The sequence below is a fragment of the Streptomyces sp. TAA040 genome (assembly GCF_000424845.1).
On the sequence record NZ_AUKR01000030.1, the window covers coordinates 1 to 21,733 of the forward strand.

The 21,733-nt window shown below is 68.8% G+C and carries 18 protein-coding genes and 2 pseudogenes; 6 read left to right on the top strand and 14 right to left on the bottom strand.

The annotated features are described in order from the left end of the window. Nucleotides 1-96: 96 nt before the first annotated feature. Together H300_RS28090 and H300_RS0119945 are read right to left on the bottom strand one after the other, a co-directional pair. Nucleotides 97-1,284: pseudogene (locus H300_RS28090) on the bottom strand (site-specific integrase); the annotation flags it as partial. Further along, nucleotides 1,281-1,982, bottom strand: coding sequence for a helix-turn-helix domain-containing protein (locus tag H300_RS0119945; protein WP_028428822.1), 702 nt, complete (start codon nucleotides 1,980-1,982; stop codon nucleotides 1,281-1,283). The gene H300_RS0119945 and the pseudogene H300_RS28090, both read right to left, overlap by 4 nt. Nucleotides 1,983-2,076: 94 nt before the next feature. Between H300_RS0119945 and H300_RS0119950 the strand changes: the two genes are divergently transcribed. From H300_RS0119950 to H300_RS0119965, 4 genes and pseudogenes are all read left to right on the top strand, one after another. Continuing rightward, a complete protein-coding gene (locus H300_RS0119950) occupies nucleotides 2,077-2,307 on the top strand; it encodes a hypothetical protein (protein ID WP_028428823.1) in 231 nt (76 codons plus the stop codon). Nucleotides 2,308-2,819: 512 nt separating this feature from the next. Continuing rightward, nucleotides 2,820-4,163, top strand: coding sequence for an MFS transporter (locus tag H300_RS0119955; RefSeq protein WP_028428824.1), 1,344 nt, complete (start codon nucleotides 2,820-2,822; stop codon nucleotides 4,161-4,163). Between the two features lie 94 nt (nucleotides 4,164-4,257). After that, nucleotides 4,258-4,617 (top strand): annotated as a pseudogene (locus H300_RS31935) (transposase family protein); the annotation flags it as partial. A gap of 511 nt (nucleotides 4,618-5,128) precedes the next feature. Beyond that, on the top strand, nucleotides 5,129-5,434 hold the full coding sequence (locus tag H300_RS0119965; RefSeq protein ID WP_486583958.1) for a hypothetical protein: 306 nt from the start codon (nucleotides 5,129-5,131) through the stop codon (nucleotides 5,432-5,434). Nucleotides 5,435-5,467: 33 nt separating this feature from the next. Here H300_RS0119965 and H300_RS30585 read toward each other — a convergent pair whose 3' ends face one another. The 3 genes from H300_RS30585 to H300_RS0119975 form a co-directional block, all read right to left on the bottom strand. Continuing rightward, nucleotides 5,468-6,655 carry an XRE family transcriptional regulator gene (locus tag H300_RS30585; protein WP_158678402.1) on the bottom strand — a complete coding sequence of 396 codons (1,188 nt, stop codon included), beginning with the start codon at nucleotides 6,653-6,655 and terminating at the stop codon, nucleotides 5,468-5,470. Beyond that, entirely contained in the window at nucleotides 6,597-7,214 is a 618-nt protein-coding gene (locus tag H300_RS31615; protein ID WP_158678403.1) for a hypothetical protein, read from the bottom strand. The genes H300_RS30585 and H300_RS31615 overlap by 59 nt, the downstream gene beginning before the upstream one ends. Nucleotides 7,215-7,321: 107 nt before the next feature. Continuing rightward, the gene (locus tag H300_RS0119975; protein ID WP_028428827.1) at nucleotides 7,322-8,047 is read right to left on the bottom strand and encodes a hypothetical protein; all 726 of its coding nucleotides are present in this window, start codon (nucleotides 8,045-8,047) and stop codon (nucleotides 7,322-7,324) included. Nucleotides 8,048-8,413: 366 nt separating this feature from the next. Between H300_RS0119975 and H300_RS31620 the strand changes: the two genes are divergently transcribed. Then, nucleotides 8,414-8,833, top strand: coding sequence for a hypothetical protein (locus H300_RS31620; protein ID WP_158678404.1), 420 nt, complete (start codon nucleotides 8,414-8,416; stop codon nucleotides 8,831-8,833). A 69-nt stretch (nucleotides 8,834-8,902) separates the two neighbouring features. Here the strand turns inward: H300_RS31620 and H300_RS0119985 are convergent, their stop codons facing one another. The 3 genes from H300_RS0119985 to H300_RS0119995 form a co-directional block, all read right to left on the bottom strand. Continuing rightward, nucleotides 8,903-10,933, bottom strand: coding sequence for an ABC transporter ATP-binding protein (locus H300_RS0119985; RefSeq protein ID WP_078516168.1), 2,031 nt, complete (start codon nucleotides 10,931-10,933; stop codon nucleotides 8,903-8,905). 214 nt (nucleotides 10,934-11,147) lie between these two features. Continuing rightward, nucleotides 11,148-12,017, bottom strand: a complete 870-nt coding sequence (locus H300_RS0119990; protein ID WP_028428829.1) for an endonuclease — start codon at nucleotides 12,015-12,017, stop codon at nucleotides 11,148-11,150. Beyond that, the gene (locus tag H300_RS0119995) at nucleotides 12,014-13,114 is read right to left on the bottom strand and encodes an aldo/keto reductase (RefSeq protein ID WP_051270237.1); all 1,101 of its coding nucleotides are present in this window, start codon (nucleotides 13,112-13,114) and stop codon (nucleotides 12,014-12,016) included. Before H300_RS0119995 ends, H300_RS0119990 begins: the two co-directional genes overlap by 4 nt. A 74-nt stretch (nucleotides 13,115-13,188) precedes the next feature. Here H300_RS0119995 and H300_RS0120000 point away from each other — a divergent pair, with 74 nt between their 5' ends. Beyond that, on the top strand, nucleotides 13,189-13,812 hold the full coding sequence (locus H300_RS0120000; protein WP_028428831.1) for a hypothetical protein: 624 nt from the start codon (nucleotides 13,189-13,191) through the stop codon (nucleotides 13,810-13,812). A gap of 62 nt (nucleotides 13,813-13,874) precedes the next feature. Here H300_RS0120000 and H300_RS0120005 read toward each other — a convergent pair whose 3' ends face one another. The 6 genes from H300_RS0120005 to H300_RS0120030 form a co-directional block, all read right to left on the bottom strand. Then, nucleotides 13,875-16,040, bottom strand: coding sequence for a radical SAM protein (locus H300_RS0120005; protein WP_106966886.1), 2,166 nt, complete (start codon nucleotides 16,038-16,040; stop codon nucleotides 13,875-13,877). Nucleotides 16,041-16,385: 345 nt separating this feature from the next. Then, on the bottom strand, nucleotides 16,386-17,018 hold the full coding sequence (locus H300_RS0120010; protein WP_028428833.1) for an HAD hydrolase-like protein: 633 nt from the start codon (nucleotides 17,016-17,018) through the stop codon (nucleotides 16,386-16,388). After that, a complete protein-coding gene (locus tag H300_RS0120015) occupies nucleotides 17,018-18,976 on the bottom strand; it encodes a phosphoribosyltransferase family protein (protein ID WP_078516169.1) in 1,959 nt (652 codons plus the stop codon). Before H300_RS0120015 ends, H300_RS0120010 begins: the two co-directional genes overlap by 1 nt. Next, a complete protein-coding gene (locus H300_RS0120020) occupies nucleotides 18,973-19,758 on the bottom strand; it encodes a class I SAM-dependent methyltransferase (protein ID WP_051270238.1) in 786 nt (261 codons plus the stop codon). Before H300_RS0120020 ends, H300_RS0120015 begins: the two co-directional genes overlap by 4 nt. Beyond that, nucleotides 19,755-20,222: a hypothetical protein gene (locus H300_RS0120025; protein WP_028428836.1), complete on the bottom strand. Its 468-nt coding sequence runs from the start codon at nucleotides 20,220-20,222 to the stop codon at nucleotides 19,755-19,757. Before H300_RS0120025 ends, H300_RS0120020 begins: the two co-directional genes overlap by 4 nt. Then, nucleotides 20,215-21,720, bottom strand: coding sequence for an NAD(P)-dependent oxidoreductase (locus H300_RS0120030; RefSeq protein ID WP_028428837.1), 1,506 nt, complete (start codon nucleotides 21,718-21,720; stop codon nucleotides 20,215-20,217). The genes H300_RS0120025 and H300_RS0120030 overlap by 8 nt, the downstream gene beginning before the upstream one ends. Between the last annotated feature and the right edge of the window lie 13 nt (nucleotides 21,721-21,733).

Sequence of the window (21,733 nt, forward strand, 5' to 3'; positions counted from 1 at the left end):
CCCTCCGGCACACCGGCCGCGACCACCGGCGGCCTCTGACAGCTCTGGGCCTTACGTGATCAACCCGGACAGATCGCGATCACGCAATGACCTTGGTTTCCGCTCCTCGTCCTGGCGCACCCTGTGTTCGCGCAGAACGGCGATGTTGGCGCTGTCGAGGGCGATCGTGCCAGCACTTCCGTCGGTCTTGGGCTCGGACTCGTAGACATCCCAGCCGTCGACGACCAACTCCTTGGCCGGTGTGATGAGGCCGGCGTCGAGGTCGATCTCGTGCCAGTCCTGGCCGACCGCCTCACCGCGCCGCAGTCCGCGCGTGCCCATGAGGTGGAAGAGCGGGTACAGACGGTCCTTCTCGGCAGCGTCGAGGAATGCGCCGAAGTGCTGCGGCATCCAGACCATGACCGGGCCGGGAATCTCGCCCGTCTCGCGCCAGCGCCGCTCGCGTTCCGCCGTCCAGAGGAGGGGCTTCGGTCGTCGGCCCGATTCGAGCTCTACGTGGGAGGCAGGGTTGAACGTGAGGAGCTGCTGGGCGATCGCAGCGTTGAGCGCGGCCCGCAGCGTACGACGGATCGCCTGCTGACTGGAGGCGCCGGTCGTCTTCCGGAACGGCTTCATTTCGGCGAGCTCGGCCCGCTCGACTGCCAAGCGCTCGCGCTCGGCAGTGATCGGCCTGCCCGCCTTGGAAGGCTTGCAGCGCGCGATCTGTTCGCGGCGGGCCAGGTTCTCGGCGCGGATGGCCTCGTTGTCGTCCGCGATGCCGTCGAACATCTCGACCAGATGGCCGACGTTGAGCCGGTCCAGGCGGATGGATCCGATGCGGGGCTTGAGGTGTATGCGGATGTGGGAGGCGTAGCCGTTCAGCGTGGTCTTGCGGCGCTTCTTCGCAGCGAACCAGGTGTCGAGCCACGCGTCGACGGTGAGACTGCCGCGCAGGGGGAGACCGGCGTTCAGACGCCGACGGGTCTGGTCGATCTCCGGCAGCGGCGCCTTCTCGGACGCGACTTCTTCCAGCATGGCGACGAGGCGGGCGACGCTGTCCGGGTCATCGGAAGCGGCGAGACCGATCAGCGTGCGTATGTGGTCCAGGTCGGCCTGGGCCTCTTTGAGCGACTCGTAGCCGGCGCGGCTGAAGGAGCGACGGGTTCCATCCCCCTGGGACGGCAGCTCTTGGCGGATGGAGTACGAACCGTGCTTGCGGCTGGAGAGCTTCCGGCAGTTCTTGCCGAGCGGCTTGCCGGTCTTCGGGTCGCGGCAGTAGCAGCGGCGGTGCGTGGAGCCCTTCAAAAACCATTCTCCTCGGTGGTGTCGGAGCCGCTCTCGGGCGACTCGAACGCGCTGACCACATCGGGCCAGAGGTGCGGGACTGAGACGCCCCCGTCCTCGAGGAAAGCTCGGACCCTGTGCAGGCGGCTCAGGGCTTCCTCGGCGGCCTCGGCGGCGTGTGCCTGGGCCCGCAAAGCCTCAGCCCTGCGGTTTGTGTTCGGGGCGGTCTTGGCCTGGTAGCGGGCATGCTCTTCGTCCTGTTGCGCCTGGCGCAGGCGGTCTTGTGCGGCGTGATGGGCGCGGAAGTAGCGGAGCCTGTCGTCGTCCGCGCCGAGAGCGGTTTCCTCCCCGGTGAACCAGCGCAGGGCGTTCAAGGTGGATGTGAAGTTCTGGAGCGGGAGTCGCTGAACGTCCTTGACGTAGCCGACGGGGTAGAGCAGGCAGACGGGCGGGGCGTTCAGTGCCTCGGCCAGCACGATGACGTCGACCAGTGGCAGGTTGGAGCGGCGGCCGGATTCCATGTTGGCGATGACGTTGCGGGGAATCGAGTGGCCAATCTCCGCGCACTTCTCGGCCAAGTCCTGCGCGCTCCAACCCAGTTCCTTCCGTCGCCTGTGGATCTCGGCGGCCACGGTGGCCATCACCTGGTCCACCCACTCCGGGACATCGCCCTCGTCGACGGCCTTCTTCTCTCTATGGTGGCTTCGACGCTGTGTCATGTAGACACATTAACTCGCTTAGTCTTGTTTCCAAGAGCTGGAGACGAATGCAATGGCCGTGTTCGCCGTGGGCTCAGTCGTGAATGGAGCACGCATGCGTGAAATTGAAGTCGCCAATCGGGTGAAGGGGATGACCCGCGAGGAGCTTCTGGAGCTTCCTGCCGCTGTTGACCTGGATACAGGTAACCGGGCGCTGGGGCTCGGGCGGAGCAAGGGGTACGAGCTGGCCAAGCGCGGCCAGTACCCTTGCAAGGTGCTCCGGCTCGGGAACGCCTACCGGGTGGTGACTGCGGACCTGCTGGCCCTGCTGGGCCTGGCGGCATAAGGTGTCTGATGCGCAGCAGGGGCTCTGCGCTGAACTGACACAGATTTCCTGGACTGTGGCAGAGGGTGGACGTACTGTCCGTGGTCGCTCGCGGTGCCAACCCCACCCGCGAGAAGAGGCGGAGGGTCTCCGGCGGTGCAACGCCGGAGGCCCGAAACTCGCCAGCGATCGCATAAGAGGTCGCGCGGATAGGCGTGGTGCTTGGGCAGCGCGACACCGTGGCGGAGCGTTGGAAAATCGAGGATCACTCTGTCGTCGGCTCCGGTAGCATCGGCGCCATGTCTGCTTCTTCGTGCGCGGCTTGTGCCGCGGTGACGAGGACGCTCCGCTAGCGGCGGGGCGTCTCTCTCAACTTCTGTAGAACGTGTCGTCGCTTCGTAGTCGAACCGAAGCGGCACGTTGGTGCTGCTCGGAACTTCTTCTGAGCAACGGAGCACTTGGTGATTTCAGGCATTCTCTCTGCGTGCCGGGACGGCTCGTCCCCGGTGCGTGCACGGCTGGTGCTGTGCTGCATGGCCATGCTGCAGTTCTTCATCGCGGTCGACGTGACGGTGGTCAATGTCGCCCTGCCCTCGATCGGCGCCGACTTCGGCGTCGACGGTCATGTGCTGACCTGGGTGGTGGTCGGATACACGATCACCGGCGGCGGGCTGTTGATGCTCGGTGGGCGGCTGGGCGACGTGCTGGGCAGGCGCCGCGTCCTTCTGTGCGGCACCACAGTCTTCGGTGCCGCATCTCTGCTGGCCGGACTCGCGCCGTCCTTCGTCCTGCTAGTAACGGCCCGGCTGCTGCAGGGGGCCGGTGAGGCCATCGCGCTTCCTGCTGCGATGTCGGTGCTCGTGCTCATCTTCCCGGAAGGTCCGTGCAGGTCACGGGCGTTGAGCGTGTGGGCGGCCGTAGCCAGTTGCGGCCTCGTCCTCGGGTTCGTGGTCTCCGGGTTCATCACCGAACTCCTCGGCTGGCGGTGGATCTTCCTAGTGTCCGTGCCGTTCATCCTGGTCGTACTCCTGGCTGCGATTTTCCTTGTGCCGGGTGAACGGCCCATCGGGAGGACGACATTGGACCTTCCCGGTTCGTTTCTGTTGATCGCGGCTCCGCTGCTCTTTACCTTCGGAATCGTCCAAGCAGGTGAAGGGAACGGCACCGCGTCCTGGCTTGCGCCGGCGGCTTTGGCGGGCGCGGCGGTGGCCGGAGCCCTGTTCGCCAGGGTGGAGCGACGCTCACGCAATCCGCTCGTGCCGCTGCGGTTCTTCCGCAACCGGCCCCGGGTCCTGGCCAACCTTGCCACCGCTTTGGTGAGCGCGGCACTGTCCACCTCGTTCCTGCTGTTCACGTACTACCTTCAGGGCCGGTTGGGTGCCAGCCCGCTCCAGGCTGGTGTGACGATGCTGCCCTTGGCTGTGTCTCTGATTGCGGCCTCGGTGCTGGTCCCCCGGGTACTCGAACGCTGGGGTGCTCGGCTCTGTGTCCTGGCCGGGATCTGCTGCACCGCGCTGGCCATGGCCGCCATTGCCCTGGTCTCACACTTCGGGGCTACCGGCCTGGCGATGATTCCGGCCATGCTGCTCATCGCCGCCGGAATGGGGCTCGGGATCGTCGGGCTGCAGTACATCGCAGTCACCGGCGTGACCGAAGAGGACGCCGGCATCGCCTCCGGCGTCCAGCGAGCCGCCGACCAACTGGGCGGCTCCACCGGGATCACGCTGTACGTCGGCATCGGTTTCGCCCCCGCCTTGAACGGCACCGATTCCTTCCTCGCCAGTAGCTTCCTGGCCCTCGCCGGACTCGCCGTGGCCGGGTTCGTCACCTGGCGGATCTCCGTGCCCACTGCTGTAACAGCGGAATCGATCAACTGACCTCGAACAGGGCTGTGCCCGTCCGACCCTCAAGCTGGGCGGACACAGCCCTGGAGAACGGCCCACGATCGCCATTCGCTCAGCAGAAGGTCACGTGCCCGTCCTGCCCTCCTTCATCACCGAACCCCTGTGGGGCCAGTTCCACACACTGGTCCCGCACCAGCAGATCACCCATCCGCTGGGGTGCCATCGCCCCCGAGTCCCAGACAGGATCGCCTTCGACAAACTCCTGGCCCGGCTCGTGGCTGGGCGGCACACCTACCAACAGCACGCCGACCACCGGGATTCTGCGACCACCTTGCGGTCCCGCCGGGACGAGTGGATTGCCGCCGGAGTCTTCGCCTCCCTGCACCAGGCGGCGCTCGATGCCTATGACCAGGCCATCGGCCTGGACCTGGAAGACCTTGCCGTGGACGGATGGATCGTGAAAGCCCCCAGCGGTGGTGAGCGGGCGGTGGGTCGGGAAGCGGAGATCAAGAACGAGGTGGAGAAGATCCGGCACCGTGCCTACGTGCTGGAGAAGCGGGGCTGGCTGGTGCGGGTGAAGGACGCACGGTTCATGCCCGCGCCCGAGGCGGTCGGCCGGGACGCTTCTCCGGCCAGCGCGGAGCGTCGCCGGCCATCCGGCGCGAAAGCCTGATCACGGCGGCCCACCACACCATCTGGGCGTGGTGGTCGAGGCGGCGTTCGTGGTCGCGGTTGAGGCGGCGTGATCGGCGTGGTCGTCGGCAGCGTCCAGACCCTTCCGCCTTCCCCCCTCCGACGTCCTCGCCGGGCTCCTCGACCGCTCGAACAGCACGGCCGGACGACTCGCGCTCGCCCTCGCCCTCGTCGCCGTCCACGCCCTGCCCCCTCACGAGATTCGGCACCTCCTGACGGCCGACCTCGACCTCGCCAAGGGACACCTCGTCGTCCGGCGCGGCCTGCGACGCCACATCGTCTACCTTGAAGAGTTCACCCAGACCATGGCCACGGAGTGGCTCACCGAACGGCACCGCCGCTGGCCCGGCTCCACCAACCCCTACCTGCTGGTCAGCCAGCAGAGCGCGATGCACTTCGAGCACCCACCTGTCACCAGCGCCATGCCCAAGAAGACCTTTCGTGAACTGGACGCCTCGATGTCACAGCTCCGTCAGGACCGCATCCTCCATGAAGCCCGCAAATCCGCCGACTCTCTTCGCCTCATGCGACTGTTCGGCATCAGCGACACCACCGCCATGCGCTACATCTCTGCCGCCCATCCTGAACGCACTGCGAAACTGCCCAGGTGATCTGCGACGAAGAGTCGGGATGACGACCAGCCTCTACGCGCGTTGAAGATCCCTGCGCCGACCGTGCAGGCTGACTACCTCGCCACCGGAAGCGCTCTCCGGCCGCGTGGAATTCTCGGGTGCGAGCGACCGCATAAGAACGGGGTGCAGTCCAAGCTCCTCCGCAGCACGACGCGGCGACGGGGACGCACCAAAACGACGTGTCATCATCATGCGCATGAGGGCAGGCTGTTCCGGATGTACGGTCACGGGCTCACGGGACCTCCACTGATTAGTTGCCATCTGTCGATAGAGGCTTGATCGACGAGTGCTGTCAATGAGACCGAGTCTAAATGCCCTTTCGATCAACGCTTGCATTGAGATGCCCCAATTGGCCTTTAGGACGGCCAAGTTCCGCAAGGTGAAATTCCCGCCAAGAGCCTCGCGCGCCTGCTCTTCCGGGATGAGGAAGGAACCTGCGAACCGGTGAGCCTCCGCCTCTGCTTGCTTTGCTGAGATGGTCCGCCGGGCCGGATGCAACACGAGATGCCCCAACTCGTGGGCGACAGTGAAACGCTGCCGGTCCCCGGCGTCCGTGCCAAAATAGGAGATCAGTTGAGGGTCGGATACGCCCCTCCAGCATGAAACACCGGAATGCCCGATGGCGACATCTTCCTGCTCTCCGGATCCGTCAACGAGTACTAGGGGAACAACGGGGATTCCGGCGCGCTCGCAAGTCCGAATCACATGCTTTAGGATTCCGTCACGCGCGACGCCGAGAGCATCCCGGGTTTCCGCTGCAAGAGTCTCAATTCTTGTGTCATCGATCTCCCCCTCCGCCCGCGGTAGAGGAAGCCGCCGCATGCGCGTCTCCCTGATGAGCTGGGCGGCCACGCGATACGCCTCCCGCGCCGTGGCCTTGACCCGATCAACTTCCTTGGCTGGCGCACTGCCCTTCTTGCGGAAGTGCAGGGTGTCTGTTGGGAGATCGTCCGGGTCGACGAGGAAGAAACTATGCGGAGTCCCTGTGGCGTTGGCGACTGCGATTAGCGTCTCCTCACTGGCAGTCTTGTCTCCCCTCTCGATGCCGGAGATCATCGACTGCGTCACTCCGGCGATGCCCTCAAGTTCCTTTTGGGTCAGCCCCATGAGCATTCGGAGTGTGCGCAGTCGCGCACCGGTATCAAGCACTTCCCTCTTCGCCTTCTTCTTGTTCTTCGTCGTCCTCGAACAGAAACCCAAGCTCGATTTCTTCGTCGCTCGGGATGAACTTAAGATTGGAAAGGTCCTCCGCGTTGCGCGGCAGGAGCAGGTCGTAGTCCGAAGTCGAGATTGCGCCAGCCCTAAAAGTCTTGGTTGGGCGCACGACGCGAATGGCCATTTCGCCCTTTTCGTCAACATCCCACACTGCGATTAGTTGACTGGATTCCACGCCGATGAGGTCAGGTGCTGGATTCCGGTAATAGTTTATGCGAGCCCTGTTCTTCCCCGGCGGAGGCACCGCGTCGCCGAATGGCGATCTGTGAAGCAGTCGAATGGTCATCGCGTTCTGCGAGAGATGAATGCGGCCACCTCCCCTACGTGAGGGTCTCCAGCCAGCGAGGTCCTGCTTCAGGAGGTAGGCCAGTGCGTGGTCTCGCGTCAGGTCAGTTCGGCCCTTGAGGAAGCGCCTGTCCGTCATCTTGTGGCGATCGTAGTGATCGTTCGCGTTCTGCCGCCCCTCCTCTAGGGCCTCGTGGAGCGGGGTGGTGAGAGGCGTGATGGCCTCCGTGATGAACCGTGCATCCTCGGGTCTGAGCATGGTGGTGATTTTATGACCAAGATTCTCAGACTTGCAAGCACGCGACTCCGCCAGGTTCCCCACCTCAGCCCTCGGTCACCTGACCGAAGGTGTGGTGATCGTGATCTTCAGCACTGGCGGATCAGTTTTGCCGAGCGGCGAACGAACTCCCTGACCTGGAGAAGGACCTCGTCACACTGATCTCTGACGTCAGCCATCTCGCGGCCGCGGCGTGTTGTCGTTCCCCTGCCACTCGGATCTACGAGATCAAGCTCGTGCGCGACCTCGTTCCGGGCCGCGAAGAACGGGCCGAGCTTCTGGATCACGGCGTCGGGGACGTCGGTGGGAGCTATCCCCAGGGCGTCCCTCACCTTGTGCAGGTCTGACACCTGCTGGAGGCTCGATCCGGTCAGTGCATCGACATAGGCCTCGATCAGGCGCGACCTTGGGTCCCGGTCGATTAGGGCGCTTCGGATGTGTTTCGGTGCCTTCGTGCCGTTGAGTTGCTCATTCACGAACGCCTTGAACTTGCCTTCTGCGTCGTTGTTGCCGTTTACGAGCACTGGAAGTGCGTCGCGCAGGAGTCGACGCAGACACGCGTCCAATCCCGAGGAGCTGAAGACGAGCGCTGCCCGCAGCTGATCTGTCTGGTCGTGCGACAACCTGCCCCGTGGATCACTCTCCTCCGCGGATTTCAGCCGAAGGACGTGGAGGGTGTCGAACAGCCCTGAGACGCTTGCATGCGCGCCGGCAAGGTAGTTCCAGGCGCCCTGGGCCTCAGAAGGGCAGTTGCGCGGACGGCTACCAAGAGCTGTCAGTGGCAGTTTGACGATCTTGCTGCTGCCTGATGCCACCTTGCTCTCCCTCGGATCAGCTGAGTCGCATTCTTAACACGTCTGGAACTCGGCCGCGGGTGGCACTGAACGGACAGCATCACGCGTGAGTTCCGGCGCTGTGGCGTCCAGGAATCCGCGAACCCGCGCACTTCTCGCGGGTGAAGGTCCACCCTCGGCCGGCACCGACTGGGCGCCGTGCGGTCGCCACAAGGCGGCGGTACTTCGCGGCTCTCCAGGGGCGGTCGGCCGGGTGCGCTGAACCCCACAGGTCTGAAACAGATCCGCGCGCCCGGCGATTCCACAACATGGCGGCCCGAACACGGCGGGCCGCCTCCGCCGAAGGAGGCTCATCGTCCGCGTCTACCGCCGACACCCCTCGTCGTCTTGGTCGACGCCGTCACCCTTCTCAATCAGGACCTGAGCCCCACCGCCCGCCTTACCTACGCCGTCCTCGCCTCAAACCAACAGGTCGACGAGGGCAGCGACACATTCGACCTGGACCGCACTGCCCGCGCTGTAGGCCTGGCCAACTCGGACGCGCTGCTACCAGTCCTTGCAGAACTCACCGCAGTCGGTGTACTCGAGGACCACGGCTTGGGTCTTGTCCTCTCCGTGAACCTCGAGGCGATACCTCCAGCCAACCAGCAAGCGTGCGTGCCCTGCGACGACTGCGGCCAGTGCTCGTGCGGTGGCCTGCAAGGTGAAGTAGATCAAGCTGGAACCCAAACCGTGGAGCAGGCCAGACTGCTACCTATACGTGCAGCAGTCCCGGTCTTGCGCATCGAGGAGGAGGCTGGGGCATGAGCGTCGTCTCGCCTTCGACGTAGGGGCGGGTGGTGCTGAGGGCCGGGCTGTGAAAGTCGCGCTGGTGGGTCAGCTCGCCGCACCGTGGTCGGACGGCTGGATGCCTCGGGGGCCGGGAAGCTTGCCGGTCGTCGACGCCAGTCCGTACTGGGCGGCCTGGGCGGTGAACATTCCCTGGTACAGGCCCCCCGTGTGGGACATCAGGTCCTCGTGGGTGCCGTCCTCGACGACACAGCCTTGATCAAGGACGTAGATGTGGTCGGCGTGCATGGTCGCGGCGAGCCGGTGGGTGACGAGCACGACCGCCTGCCCTTCCTCGGCCAGGGACCACAGCCCCTCGAACGCGGCGATCTCCGCATGGGGATCGAGGGCGCTGGTCGGCTCGTCGACCAGCAAGAACGGCGCCTGCCGGTACCTTGTTCGAGCGGACCCCAGCTTCTGCCACTGGCCTCCAGAGAGCTGGACACCGCGCTCGTAGCCCTTGAACACGATCGAGTCCCAGCCGTGCGGCAGGCCCTCGACCAGTTCGAGCACGTCCGCCTCGTCGGCGGCCTTGCGGACGCGGCCCATGTCCCGAGCACGATCGCCGGCACCGATGGCCACGTTCGCGGCCGCCGTCATCTCCCAGCGCGGGAAGTCCTGCGCCAGCAGACCGACTTCGGCGAAGATCTGGGCGCGGGCCGCCTCCCGCAGCTCGACCCGCTCGCCCGACTCGCCCACCCACCACACGTCCCCCTCAGTGGGGAGCAGCAGCCCGGCCAGCACCTTCGTGAGAGTGGTCTTCCCCGAACCGTTCGCACCCACCAGGGCCGTCACCTTCCCCCGCGGCACGCTCACGGTCACGCCCGTCAGGGAGGGGCTGTCGGCGCCCGGGTAGGTGAAGGAGACCGCCTCCGTCCTCACCTCCTGCACCGGTGCGGGAAGCGGGGTACCGGTGAGCGGGATCGCGTTCTCGCCCGCCACCTTGATGGCGTCCTCGGTGTCGGTGAGGAACAGCAGCTCCTCGTACAGCCGGTTGACCTGCTGCACCAGGGACGTGAGGCGCGCCGTCGACGTACGGATGGCGATCACCGCCGTCCCGCCGACTGCGAGCGGCAGACCACCGGTCGACAGCAGCCACCACAGCACCCCGTAGCAGGCCAGCGACGCCACACCGGCGAACCCGCCCGCGACCAGATCCGTGGACGCCTGCGCCCGGGCCAGGCGCCGCTGCTCCGTCTCCGTCTGCCTCGACATCTCCTCGTAGCTGGAGAGCAGCTTCGCACCGGCGGCGTGCACGCGGATCTCCCCGGCGGCGTGCGGGCGGGTCAGGTAGGCGAGCAGGGAGGCGATCGCTCGGCGGTGGTCGACCCAGTTCATCCTGGAGAGGTAGTCACGGCGCGCGGAGCGGACCGCGCCCCACCCCTTGGGCAGCGCGATCGCCAGCAGCATCGGGAGCAGCGCCCAGTGCAGCGCGGCGAGCACGACCGCGGCCGCCGCCATGCCGATCACCACGTTGCCGACGCCGACCGACAGCCTCAGCATGCTGCGGGCCGAGTTCGTGCCGAACTTCCCCGCCTCCAGGATCCGCTGGACCTCCGGCCGCTCGGTCGCCTCCACCTCCACACCAGTGACGGCCGTGTAGTACCGGGCGGAGACCGCCCGCTCCACCTGCGGCTCCAGCCGCCCCGACATCGCCGTCGACCACGCCGACAGCACGGCGCCGGCCACCGCCGCGACCGTGAGCGCCACGAGGGACGGCAGAGCGTCGCGGAGCTTGTCCACGGTGGGACCGTCGGCGAACAACTGTGCAAGGACGCCGTTGACCGCCACCAAGCCCCACGCGGTCGTCACGCCCTGTCCGAGCTCGGCCGCCACCACCCCCATCAGCGCGCGCCGGTCCGCCTTCCAGCCGGTGCGCAGCACCATGCCCACCATGTGCGGCAACGCGGCCGCCATCTGCACGAACCTCAGCCGGGTCAGCGGGCCTTCGTGCCGGACGTAGGACTGGTCGTAGCGCAGTCGGCCACCGTACAGCTCCCGCTCGGCGTCCGAAACGTTGTCCGTGGCTTCGGCCTTCAGGCCGCTCGCGATCTTGTCGCTGTCTGGTTCGACTGGCATCAATGTGTTCCCCGCTCGTGGACGTGGTGGTGGCGTCGCCGTGTTCAACGACGCCGCATGATTTCGAGCACCTGTTCCTTTGGGACACGTTGTGCACCCTGTGATTCAGCGGCTTTCCGAGGGTGCGCAGTGCATCGACCCTTGTCGCGCAAGGCCCGCGGCTCGGGGGCGGTTGGCCGAAACGCCGACGTTCGGTCGCTGCGGCGGTCGGCTGTCAGCCAGCGCCCGTCGCTGGGGCTTCACCTTGTTCGCCCGGGGTGGATGGCAGGCCCAGGCGCAGCGTCATGACCGCGTGGTCGGTTAGCCCCGCTTCACGGGCTTCCTGGTGGTAGTCGCAGGTCAGGACACGCTCAGCGTGGGTTGTGGAGACGAAGAGATGGTCGAAGCGGAAGCCGTTGCCCGTGAGCCCGAACCAGGAGTGGGCGACCTCGTCGGGGCGGAGACGGCGGAAGGCATCGATCAGGCCGGCGGCCTGGAACGAGTCGTAGAAGGCGTACTCCCACTCGCCGAACACCTTGTGCGGGGGCTGGTGCCCGCGCTCGATGACGTTGAGGTCCCCGGCCACGATGACGGGCATGTCCGGGAAGGTGGCGAGCAGGTGCGGCAGGCCCTCGGTGACCGCCTCCTGGAAGGCGCGCTTGGCGACGTTGCGCTGCCCCTTTGGCCCGCGGGAGGGCACATACAGGCCCAGCACTCCGATGTCGTGGCCGCCGACGGTGACGCGGGCCGCCGGGGCGCGATGGGGTGTGACGGTGACCGGGCTGGGGACCGGCCGGACGTCGGCGGTACGGCAGGCCATGACCGTGCGGTAGTCGGGCGTGGATGGCTGGGGAGCGATCACGGTTGCGTACCCGCGCTCGGTGAGCGCGGTGACGAGGGCGTCGCCGCCCTGGGTGGAGGACACCTCGGTGAGGACGGCGATATCGGCGTCCTCCTGGCCGGCGATCCATTCGGCCTGGCGGCGCGAGCGCTCCGGGGAAGCGTGCTGGGCGTTGAACAGGAGCAGCCGCACGGCGTCGGTGGCCGGCTGGTGGGCGGGTTCGTCGGTGGCGAGCAGGGACAGCTGCTCTGCGGCGGGGTTCATCGGCCGGCTTCCTTCTCGTCGAGGAAGACCTCGCTGTGCGCGTCCAGGGTCTTCTGGAGGCGGCCGAGGGTGTCGCGGACGAAGGCGAGCTCGTCGCCGGTCAGCGGGATGCCGACGGCCGTCAGGTTCTCGGTGACCTGCTCGGGGCGGGTGAAGCCGACGAGGACCGCGGCGTTCTCGGCGCGCTGCAGGCACGCCTGGAGCGCGACACGCGTCAGGGCGGCCGGGCTGTCGCCGAAGCGCTCCCGGAGCGGGCCGAGACCATCCTGGATGATCCGCAGCGCCTGCGGGGTGAACCATGCCTTGCGCAGCCGGTGGTCGCCGGGTGTGAAGACGGGCGGGTGCTCGGGATCGTACTTGCCGGTGAGCAGGCCCTGGGCCAGCGGTTTGTTGATCAGCACGCTCGCGCCGAGTGAGGAAGCGAGGGCGAAGATGTCGGGCCGGCCGTCGGCGGGCGGCGGGGTCAGGGCGTTGTACCGGGCCGCGAGGTAGTCCGGGCGGATCTGCTCGGCGAGGTAGGCGAACCGGGCGTACTTGTCCTCGCGCTTCTCCTTGGCGACGGTGACCCGCTCAGTGGCGTGGCGGTGTGGGCCGCGCATCCCGACCGCGGTGACCAGGCCCTGGCGCTGGAAGTCGCGCATCTGGGCGACGGCCTCCTCCAGGTAGCGGTCGTCTTCGCCGAAGTCGGCGTTGTGGAAGAAGTAGATGTCGAGACGGTCGGTGCGCAGGTTCTCCAGGCTCGTCTCTAGCTGGCGGCGCATGGCCGAGGGGAGGTAGGCGTGCCGGGCGGTGCCCCGGTGGTAGCCGACCTTGGAGGACAGCACCACGGTGTCGCGGGGGACGGTGGCGACGAAGTCACCGATGATCCGCTCGGAGTGCCCGTGCCCGTACACGTCGGCGGTGTCGATGAGGTTGGCGCCGAGCTCGCAAGCCCTCTCCAGGCCGCGACGCGATGCGGTGTCGTCGGCCGTGCCCCAGCCCATGGGCAGCCCGAGGTTGTCGTCGGAGCAGCCCACGGCCCAGGCGCCGATCCCGATCGGATGAACGGACAAGCCGCGGGCGAGCGTGCGGCGCGCGATGGAGGAGGGAGTACCCACAGGAAGTACCTCTTAACTCTCAATTAGTAGCAAATGCTGATGAATCGATTCAGGGAGTGAGTATGGTGCCTCGCGTGACGACACAACCTCCCTCCACCGAACTTCACTTGAGCGCGATCACCGAGCGGCGCTGGGCCGACCGCGGCGACTTCACTGACACCGAGTTCGCCTGCGCCCGCGCCTTCTACGAGCAGATGCGCGTCCACGACAACCGCTTGGAGCAAGTGCGCGCCGCCGCGGCCGCCATGATCAGCGAGTGGACCGGACACAAGCCCCGCGATGTCGGCTCCTTCGGCACCCGCCTGAACCTGGAGACCTCGGACCTGGACCTGGGCATCGGCTACCCGGCCGAGGACCGCGCCCGCCTGCGGGCGGCCCTCGCACCGCACACGACGTTCCTGGGCGAGCGCAAGACCCGCTACTCCACCTCCCGGCTCGTGTTCTCCTTCAAGCTGGACGGCATCGAGATCGACCTGAGCGCGCTCACGGTCGAGGACTTCGCCGTCGCCTGCCGGATGCTCGACCAGATCGACGTGACCATGACCTTGGACGAGCGCATCGCGCACACCTGGGTCAAGCACCTGCTGCGCAGCTCGGGCCGGACCGAGGAATACGCGACCTGGAAGCTGACCACGTACGCCCGCTTCTGCCCAGAGTTCAACTGGGTGCCGATCCCGGAGAAGACCGTCGGCGCGTGAGCGCGAGGGCCTGGGTGCCCCGCCTGCGGCAGCGCGCCGGGGCACCCAGGCTCGGCGCCGGCTCAGTTCGCGCACGAGTCCCCTTCGTTGATCAGCTCCCAGCCGGCCGCCGCCTCCCACCGGCCGTACACCCGGGCCAGCGTGGCCGCGTGCTCTCCGGTGAGGTACGTCGTGACCTCGCGCACCGTGTAAGCCATCTGCCCGCGCAGACTCCCGGCTCGCTCTTCCAGCGCCGCCTCGATCCGCGAGGCGAGCACCTGTTCCTGCTCCGGTTGCTCCAGGTCGTGCTGTTCGATCGCGGCGATCAGGTCGCCCAGAACCTGGTAGGCGGCGTCCTTCAGCACGACGCGGGCCCGCCGGACGGCACGCCGCGGTGCATTGTCGAGGATCTTCTCCAGGCTCTTGAAGGTGTAGTCGAGGGTGAAGTGGCGGTCCACCCAGCGCTGCGCCCAGTTGCTGGCCACGCCGATGCGCCAGTCCAGGTACCGGCAGGCGACCCGGCCCATCAGCGGCTCTTCCGCCCCGGTGAGGCCCTCGGCCGCGGCCATCCGGGTGTACGCGGCGCCGATGAGGGACTCCATGCTGACGAGCATGTAGCTGATCCCGGTGTGCAGCGGCCGGCCGGTGGTGTGCTCGGCGACCCACCCGTCATCGCGCACTCCGCGCACGATGTCGGCAGCCGGTAGCCCGGGCTGCGGCCGCAGTAGCAGATCGGTGCGGCCCTGGAAGGCGTGCGTCTCTTTCAGCTCCTCCAGCGTCATCAGCGGGTCGAAAGTGATGTAGGTGTAGCGGGTGGGCACGTCCAGCGCGGACAGTGTGCGGATCGCGACCGCGTTCTGCTCGGCGGTGTTCTCCTTGTTGAACCGGTCCAGGATGGAGTCCACGCCCGACTCCACGCCGAAGAGCATCCGGCGCAGCCCCAGGTCCATCAGCGTGCGCCACATGGCGGCCCGCTCGATGTGCCAGGTCTCGTCCATGTCGGGGTGCGTGACCTGGTCGATGCGGCAGCTCGACTCCCAGCGGAAGCCCGCCCGGTGGAACGCGGCGGCCAGGGCCAGGATGCGGGGCACGACCTGTTCGCCGCGGCCGATGATCTCCTCATCGACCAGGTATGCGGTCCGCGAGACCTGGGGGAACTCGTCGAAGACGCGGCGGATCCAGGCCAGGATCCAGCAGCCGGCCAGCGGGTCGGGGCCGTTCCAGATGCCCTTGTGCCCCCGCGGGCAGAAGGAACAGGTGTTGGTGCAGCCCCGGCTCATCTCCAGCTGGGCCACCCCGTGCATCTGGAGGGTGAGGCGGAGGAGGTCGAGCTCGGGCAGGATGTCGGCGGCGGCGACGGCGGCGCGGAGCTTGGCCGTCCGGCGGGCTGCGATGCCGAGTCCGCCTCCGCGCGGGGCGCCGTTGTAGCCGAGCCCGGGTATGTCGGTGAGGGCGATCTCACCGTGCCAGTGGGCCAGGAGGCCCTGCATGGTGGGCTCGCCGGCCGACCGTGCGATGAGGAGCTTCGGGTACTTCGCCAGGAGCAGGCCCTCGTTGCGGGCCACCAGGCTGCCCCCGGCGATCACCACAGGCGGCTCGGCTAACGCGTAGGCCGCGTCGAGGGTGTCTTCGAGGAGGTCGTGCTGGCCGAAGGTGGCGCTGATGCCGAGGATGTCCGGGGGCGCGGTGGTGACCTGCTTGAGGAGGTCCTCCAGGGTGGTGCCCAGCTGCATGTCGACAAGGGAGACGGTGCCGGTCATGGTGGCACGCGCGGCTCGGGCCACGTCGCTGATGCCGAGCGGGAAGCGGGGCAGGGGGAAGTTCTCGGGGTGATAGAGCGCCGCGAGCAGCACGTCGGGTTTGCTGAGGCGTTCCGCCGTGCTCTCGTCGAGCACGGCGGCCGAGAGCCAGGAGTCCGGCTGGTCGATCAGGAGCCGGGAGCGGGTCCACTCGGGCCAGGCCCTGTCGGAGTGCGGGCGGCCGGACAGGTCGGCCAGGGTCCAGCGGCCGCCGCCGGCCTCCAGAAGCACCAGCCGCCGGTCGAGGGTGCCGGTGACGCGGACCCGCAGGGCGTGCTTGGCGTAGCGGTCCTCGATGAAGGTGCGAAGGTCGTTGGGGGTCAGGAGCAGGAGCTCCAGAGCACCGATCTCCTGGGCGGCGCCGGGGTCGATCGGCGGCGCTGAGGGGAAGGCGTGCTCCAGGACGGCGGCCAGCCGTACGGCCTGTTCCCGGACCGGGGAGTCTTTCATCAGGAGTGCCCTTCAGAGAGTGCGGATCGTGGGCCGGTCTGCTCAGCTCCAGGTCGGGGCTGTTTGTCGCGGCGGATTGGGCGGGCTGGCGTTCCGGCGCCTGTTTCTCGTTGCGGCGCCGTGCCGGGCAGCAGCCCACGGCGAAGTCGCTGGGCGCGAGGCGAGCTTCGACCTCGTTGGTCAGCGGGTGGCTGCCGGATGGCGTCGTGGTGAACGGGCAGGCCGGGCGGTTGAACACCGCGGTGGTTGTGACGGCCATGCGCAAGGCCCTTCAGGCAGGGCCGACCAGCCCCCGGGGGATCAGAAGATCCCCAGGGGGTGGGCGGGCGCTTTGGGGTATACGGGTCAGGTGGTGCGGGCGTGGCAGTAGGCGGCCAGGTCGTCCGGGGTGGACAGGATCCGGTCCGGTGCGGCGGCGGCGAGGTCCTCGCGGCTCGCGTAGCCGTAGGCGACGGCGATCGCCGTCAGGCCGGCGGCGTGGGCGTGGCGGACATCGCTGCCGGTATCACCGACGTACGCGGTGGCTCCGTGCCGGGTGCGCAGGAGATGGAGCTTGTCGGTCTTGCTGCCCGGCTCGTCTCGGGAGAGCAGTATTCGGGGCATCCTCTCGGCCGACAGGTCACAGGCGAGCAGGCCGTGAACGGTGGTGTGGTGGCTTCCGGTGACCACGGCGTACCCGGGCCCGGCGGCCAGTTCGGTCAGCGGGCCGACCATCTCCCCGATGACGCCGTGCGGCTCGTCGGCGGCGGACCGGGCAGTCAGCTCGGCGTGCCGTTTCCAGAACCGCTCGGCGGTCTCGAAGTCGATCCAGCGGGTCAGCGAGGCGCTCAGCACGCCCTGGTACACGACCGGCAGGTCGTCCGGCCCGCCCAGGGCCGGGAGGTCCCACAGCTCCATTTCCCGCCGGGCGTCCTGGTAGCAGCCCCAGGCCCGGGCGCGGGAGTCGTGCAGGACTCCGTCGAAGTCGAAGGCCAGCATCAGCCCACCTCGCTCAGGGCCACCATGGGCACGCCGCACCAGCCCAGCAGCCCGGGTCGGGGCAGCAGCCGGGCAAGCTCCAACAGCGCCTCCCCGGCGCGGGGCCAGGTCGGCGGTGCGCCCAGCGGGGCGAGCAGCAACGTGTTCCCCTCCCGGACCGGGTGGAAGAACCCGCCTTCGGTCCACTGCGTGACGGCTTTCAGCGTCAACTCCGTCTCCTCACCCGTCGGGCCGGGTCCGAGTGCGGCGGCAGGGGTTCCGCCGACGGGCAATCGCGGCTCCACCAGCGCGCCGGGCTGTTGCGCCCACCGGTGGACGACACCCGGTGCGGCCGCCTCACGGTCGGCCACCGTGTCGGTCAGCATGTGCTGGACGACGGCGGCCGCCTGGGACATGCCGCGTTGAAGCTGGTACGCCTCCACGGCGGTCTCGGTCGCGCGCTGGGTGTTGTAGGTGCGCGGGAGCTGGCCGCCGCGGGCCGTGCCGTAGCACAGCAGCGCGACCGCGAGCGCCGAGTACCAGAACTGGTGGCCACCGAGCAGGCGCCGAGCGAGGCTTTGGGTGACGGCTTCCAGGCCGCCGCCGAACGCGATGGCGAGAGCCGCCAGGTCGAGCAGCGGGGTGAGTAGCTCGTTGTCGCGGCGGTAAGGGTGAGCGAGGTGGCCGGTCTTGCGCAGGCGTCCGCCGTGGTCGAGGAACCATTTCTCCGCCTCGCACCGGTTGTCGGGCAGCGCCGGGGCGAGGACGGACAGCAGACGGTGCAGCAGTGCAGCGAAGGCTTCCTCGTCCGCTCCTGTCAGGGCTTGGGCCACCGTGCGCACGACCGTGGGGATCGGCCCGCCGGGCCGGGCGGGCTCCACTGGGAGCTGCTGGGCGCGGGAGAGAACGTAGTCCACCGCTTCTTCCAGCAGGCGCGGTGCCGACTCCGGGCCCAGTGCAGCCGTGGGGAGGAGGTCCTCGCTGACCACGAGCGAGGGGGTCACGGCGAGCGTAGTCGGAGGAAGGGAACTGCGCAGTGCGGTGGCCGCGGCGCGGGCCGCATCGCCGAAGATCCCCGGCGGCACCCACCCGGCGACCGCGTGCCGGAGGCCGCCGGAGGTGCGCAGTCGGATGGCGGCCCGGGCCGGCGAGCGGCGCCGGACACCCGGCCACGGGATCAGGGCGGAGTTCTCCCGCCCGGGCACGAGGCCGTCCACAACCGGCGCCCCCTCCGCCCTCGGCCAGCCGGCTTCGGCCGTCAGGTAGGCGGAAAGGGTATTGGGCTCCAGGCGGCGGGTGGACTGCCACTCCTCGCGCGGCAGCACGGTGACCGCGATCACCGCCTGGTGCAGTCTCTCCACGTCCGCGGTGTCGAAGACCGGCACCAGCACCTCGGCCCCCGCCGCTCCCGGTACCTCTCGGGCGAGAGCCAGCAGCGTCCGGCCGGTCAGCGGTGGGTCGTCCACCAGCAGCACCCGCCGGTCGCCGACCTCGGGCTTCTCGCCCGGCCGCACGCTCGTCACCCGCACATCCACGCCCGCGGCCTCCAGGCCGGCGGCGACCAGCGGCGCCAGGTACGCCCCGCCGGTCCGCACACCCGCCACGAGGACCGGGCCGGACCAGTCCCGGCTGTCCAGCCACGTCCGGGCCAGCCGGGCCGCGTCCTGCCACTCCACTCCCTGGACGGCCACGGATGCCGGCATCCGCACGAATGACTCGTCCCTCGCCAGCACGCTGGGGAGGCGGTCGACCTCGGGCGCGACGAGGGTGTCCTCGCCGGCCACGAGCCGTCGGCCCGCGCGCAAGGTCATGTCCCGCAGGACTCCGGCTCCCGGCAGGCCGGTGTCGCAAGCACGGACCCACAGGGCAGCCAGCGACTCGTAGCAGCGCAGCACTGCCATGGGTTGCCCCGCCCTGGATGCGAGGTCCCGGGCGAGGTGGCCGATCGTCAACGGCGGGATGACCGATGGCGTGTTCATGCGGTGGCCTCGCGGCGGGCCACGGCGTGCACCAGACGGCCCAGCTCCCGGTACGGACTGCGGGTGGACGCCGCCCACTCCGTCTCGAGCGCCTCCCGGTACTCGTTCTCGGTGGGCGTCCAGTCGCTGCGGTGGTCGTGGAAGATCCGCACGCCCTGCCAGGGCAGGGGGGTGAGTCCGTTCGCGCGGGCGAGGTCGTCCAGGTGGTCGGGGGTGTCGCCGCGGGTGGTGAGTCCGAGGTTGCCGACGCTGTCGGCCTGCCCGGTCTCGATCTGCGCCCGGGCCGCCGTGTAGTCGCTGGAAAGGGCCTCGCGCACGCCCACGGCGAGCTGGTTCTTCGTCAGGACGCTGAGGATGCCGCCGTCGGCGACGAGCCGGGCGAGGTGGGTGAGGGGGGCGGCGGAGTCGGGCAGGTACATGACGACGCCGTGGCAGACCACCGCGTCGAAGGCGGCGTCGTCGAACGGCAGGTTGTAGATGTCGCCCTCGGACAAGGTCACCCGCTCGGCAATCCCCGGGTCGGCGGTGATCCGCTTGGCGGCGGCCTCGAGCATGCCGGGCGACTTCTCCATGCCGGTCACGTAATGTCCGGCGGCCGCGAGGCGCAGCACCATCTCGCCGTCGCCGCAGCCGACGTCCAGGACGCGGGCGGGGCGCTCGCCGAGCTCGGCGAGGACCCGGCGCGCGGTGATGTCGTGTCGCAGTCGGCCGCGGCCGGCGCTGGAGTACGCGGCGTAGCCGGTGCCGACGGCCGCGAAGTCGGAGGAGGGCGCTGTGTTCATGAGGTGAACTCCTTGTTGAGGGTGGGCCAGTGTTCGACGAGGAAGCAGAACGAGGGGTAACGGCCTCCGATGGACAGGGCTTCGCCGACGGCTCCGGAGGGGGTGAAGGCGCCGGTGCGGAGGGCCTGGCGGATACGGACCAGCCGCGGGATTCGGGCGGCCAGCTGCGGCACTCGTGCCCGGGCGTCGGCGGCTGGCAGCCAGGCGGTCAGCTGCTGCGGGCGCATCTCCTCCCACACCACGACGTCCGCGATCCCCTCGCCTAGGCGTACGGCGAGGAAGTGCGGCACAGCAGTCGTCCCGGGCGAGGGGCCGCGGTGGCCGAGAGTGGTGACGGTGCCGGGGTAGCCGGTGCGCAGGGCGGTGAGGTGGTCGGCGAACACGGCGCTGAGGTTGCAGGCCAGGCAGCCGCACACCGACCAGGCGCCGGTGAGGTCGTCGAGGGTGAAGATCCGCTCAGCCACGTCCGCCGCCGCAGGCCGGGCCGTAGAGGCGGTAGTAGTCCTCGACGATGCCTGCCTCGGCGAGGATCGTGTTGGTCGCAGCGATGTTGTGCCCGGGCTGCAGCCGCTCGTCGGTGCGGGCCAGGGCCACCGCGCCGACCGCGAGCCCGGCCAGGACCAGGTCGACGTAGCGGTTGGACAAGGACTCGGCGTAGTGGAAGTTGATCGGCATGCCGTGCCCGAGGACGACGATCTCGGGTCCGCCGGCGAGCTGGTAGCCGGTGCCGAGCACGCCCCGGTCCGTCACCGCCGTGCTGCCGGCGCGCAGCTCGTCGAGGTCGAACTCGAAGTTCCGGCTGGTTGTGCTGACCAGATACGACCGCTCAGGCAGGAGCCGGGCCTCGCGCGCGCCGAAGCTGCGGCTGCCGACGCAGCCGAAGACCAACCGCGGCCGGTGCGCACGCACCAGCTGCTCCAGCGACCGGCCGGTGAGGAACCCTTCCTCGTGGGCTGCGACCAGCCGGGTGATGTCGGAGTCGAACACCGCGACCCGCATCCGCCGGTTCTCCAGGACGCGGGCGACCTCGTGGCCGATCCGGCCGAAGCCGAGCACGAGCGCCGCCTGGCCCTCCAGTTTCTCGTCCGGCAGCAGCCGGAGGGTGTTGCGGACGGCCGCGTCTGCGATGCCGTACGACTCGATCATGGACTTCATGTCGCTCTCGGCCACGCTGAACAGCGGCAGCGACAGGTTGAGCCCTTCCACCTTGCGGATGCCGGATGTGGTCTGCTCCACCAGCCCGACGAAGTGCCCAGCCTGTTCCGGAAGTTCGCGAAGGACGGTGGGCATCACGTAACCGCCGTCGTCCATGACCACGGTGCGCTTGCCTGCGGCGGTAACCCGTTCGATGTGGTCCTCGATTCCCGCGCGCAGGTCCCGGTAGCGCCACGCCGCGATGCCGTGCCGCTGCACCAGGTGCGCGTCCACCCGGTGGGTGTGCGCGTAGGGGTACTCCTTGTCGATCACGGTCATGTGCCCCGGGTCGACGCCGAGGCCGAGCAAGCTGTCGACCAGGACGAGGAAGTCGCGCATGTGGTGGATCGTCAGTAGCACGCCGACGCCGAACAGTGGCTTGTCAGGCCACCGGTCGGCCAGCCGGCTCGTCAGCGGCAGTTCGGACACGGCCGCGGCGACCTCGGTGGCGGTGAACGGCAGGTGCCGCGCGGCCGCGAAGAACGCCTCAGCTACGGCCGGGGTTCCCTGCTCGAACGTCGCGACGATCCGGTAGGAGTGCGCGGCGGCTGCGGCCGGGTCCGCAGGGGCGGCCAGCGTCAGCCGGCCGCGGCCGCCGTCGGAGAGCGCGCACTGCCACGACGCGGACGCCTCGTCCCAGTCCATGCTCTGCACGTCGGGGCTGACGGAGATGCGGGCGGCGAGTTCACCGGCCAGGTGGCGGGCCTCGTCCTGGGTGGCGATGACGTCGACCGCGTGGACGAGCGGCGGTTTCCCGGATGCGGGCATGGACGCCCTCCTG

Coding starts and splice junctions, on each gene's coding strand:
- H300_RS0119945 (WP_028428822.1), bottom strand. CDS start 1,982: ATGACACAGCGTCGAAGCCACCATAGAGAGAAGAAGGCCGTCGACGAG.
- H300_RS0119950 (WP_028428823.1), top strand. CDS start 2,077: ATGCGTGAAATTGAAGTCGCCAATCGGGTGAAGGGGATGACCCGCGAG.
- H300_RS0119955 (WP_028428824.1), top strand. CDS start 2,820: ATGGCCATGCTGCAGTTCTTCATCGCGGTCGACGTGACGGTGGTCAAT.
- H300_RS0119965 (WP_486583958.1), top strand. CDS start 5,129: ATGGCCACGGAGTGGCTCACCGAACGGCACCGCCGCTGGCCCGGCTCC.
- H300_RS31615 (WP_158678403.1), bottom strand. CDS start 7,214: ATGCTCAGACCCGAGGATGCACGGTTCATCACGGAGGCCATCACGCCT.
- H300_RS0119985 (WP_078516168.1), bottom strand. CDS start 10,933: ATGCCAGTCGAACCAGACAGCGACAAGATCGCGAGCGGCCTGAAGGCC.
- H300_RS0119990 (WP_028428829.1), bottom strand. CDS start 12,017: ATGAACCCCGCCGCAGAGCAGCTGTCCCTGCTCGCCACCGACGAACCC.
- H300_RS0120005 (WP_106966886.1), bottom strand. CDS start 16,040: ATGAAAGACTCCCCGGTCCGGGAACAGGCCGTACGGCTGGCCGCCGTC.
- H300_RS0120010 (WP_028428833.1), bottom strand. CDS start 17,018: ATGCTGGCCTTCGACTTCGACGGAGTCCTGCACGACTCCCGCGCCCGG.
- H300_RS0120015 (WP_078516169.1), bottom strand. CDS start 18,976: ATGAACACGCCATCGGTCATCCCGCCGTTGACGATCGGCCACCTCGCC.
- H300_RS0120020 (WP_051270238.1), bottom strand. CDS start 19,758: ATGAACACAGCGCCCTCCTCCGACTTCGCGGCCGTCGGCACCGGCTAC.
- H300_RS0120030 (WP_028428837.1), bottom strand. CDS start 21,720: ATGCCCGCATCCGGGAAACCGCCGCTCGTCCACGCGGTCGACGTCATC.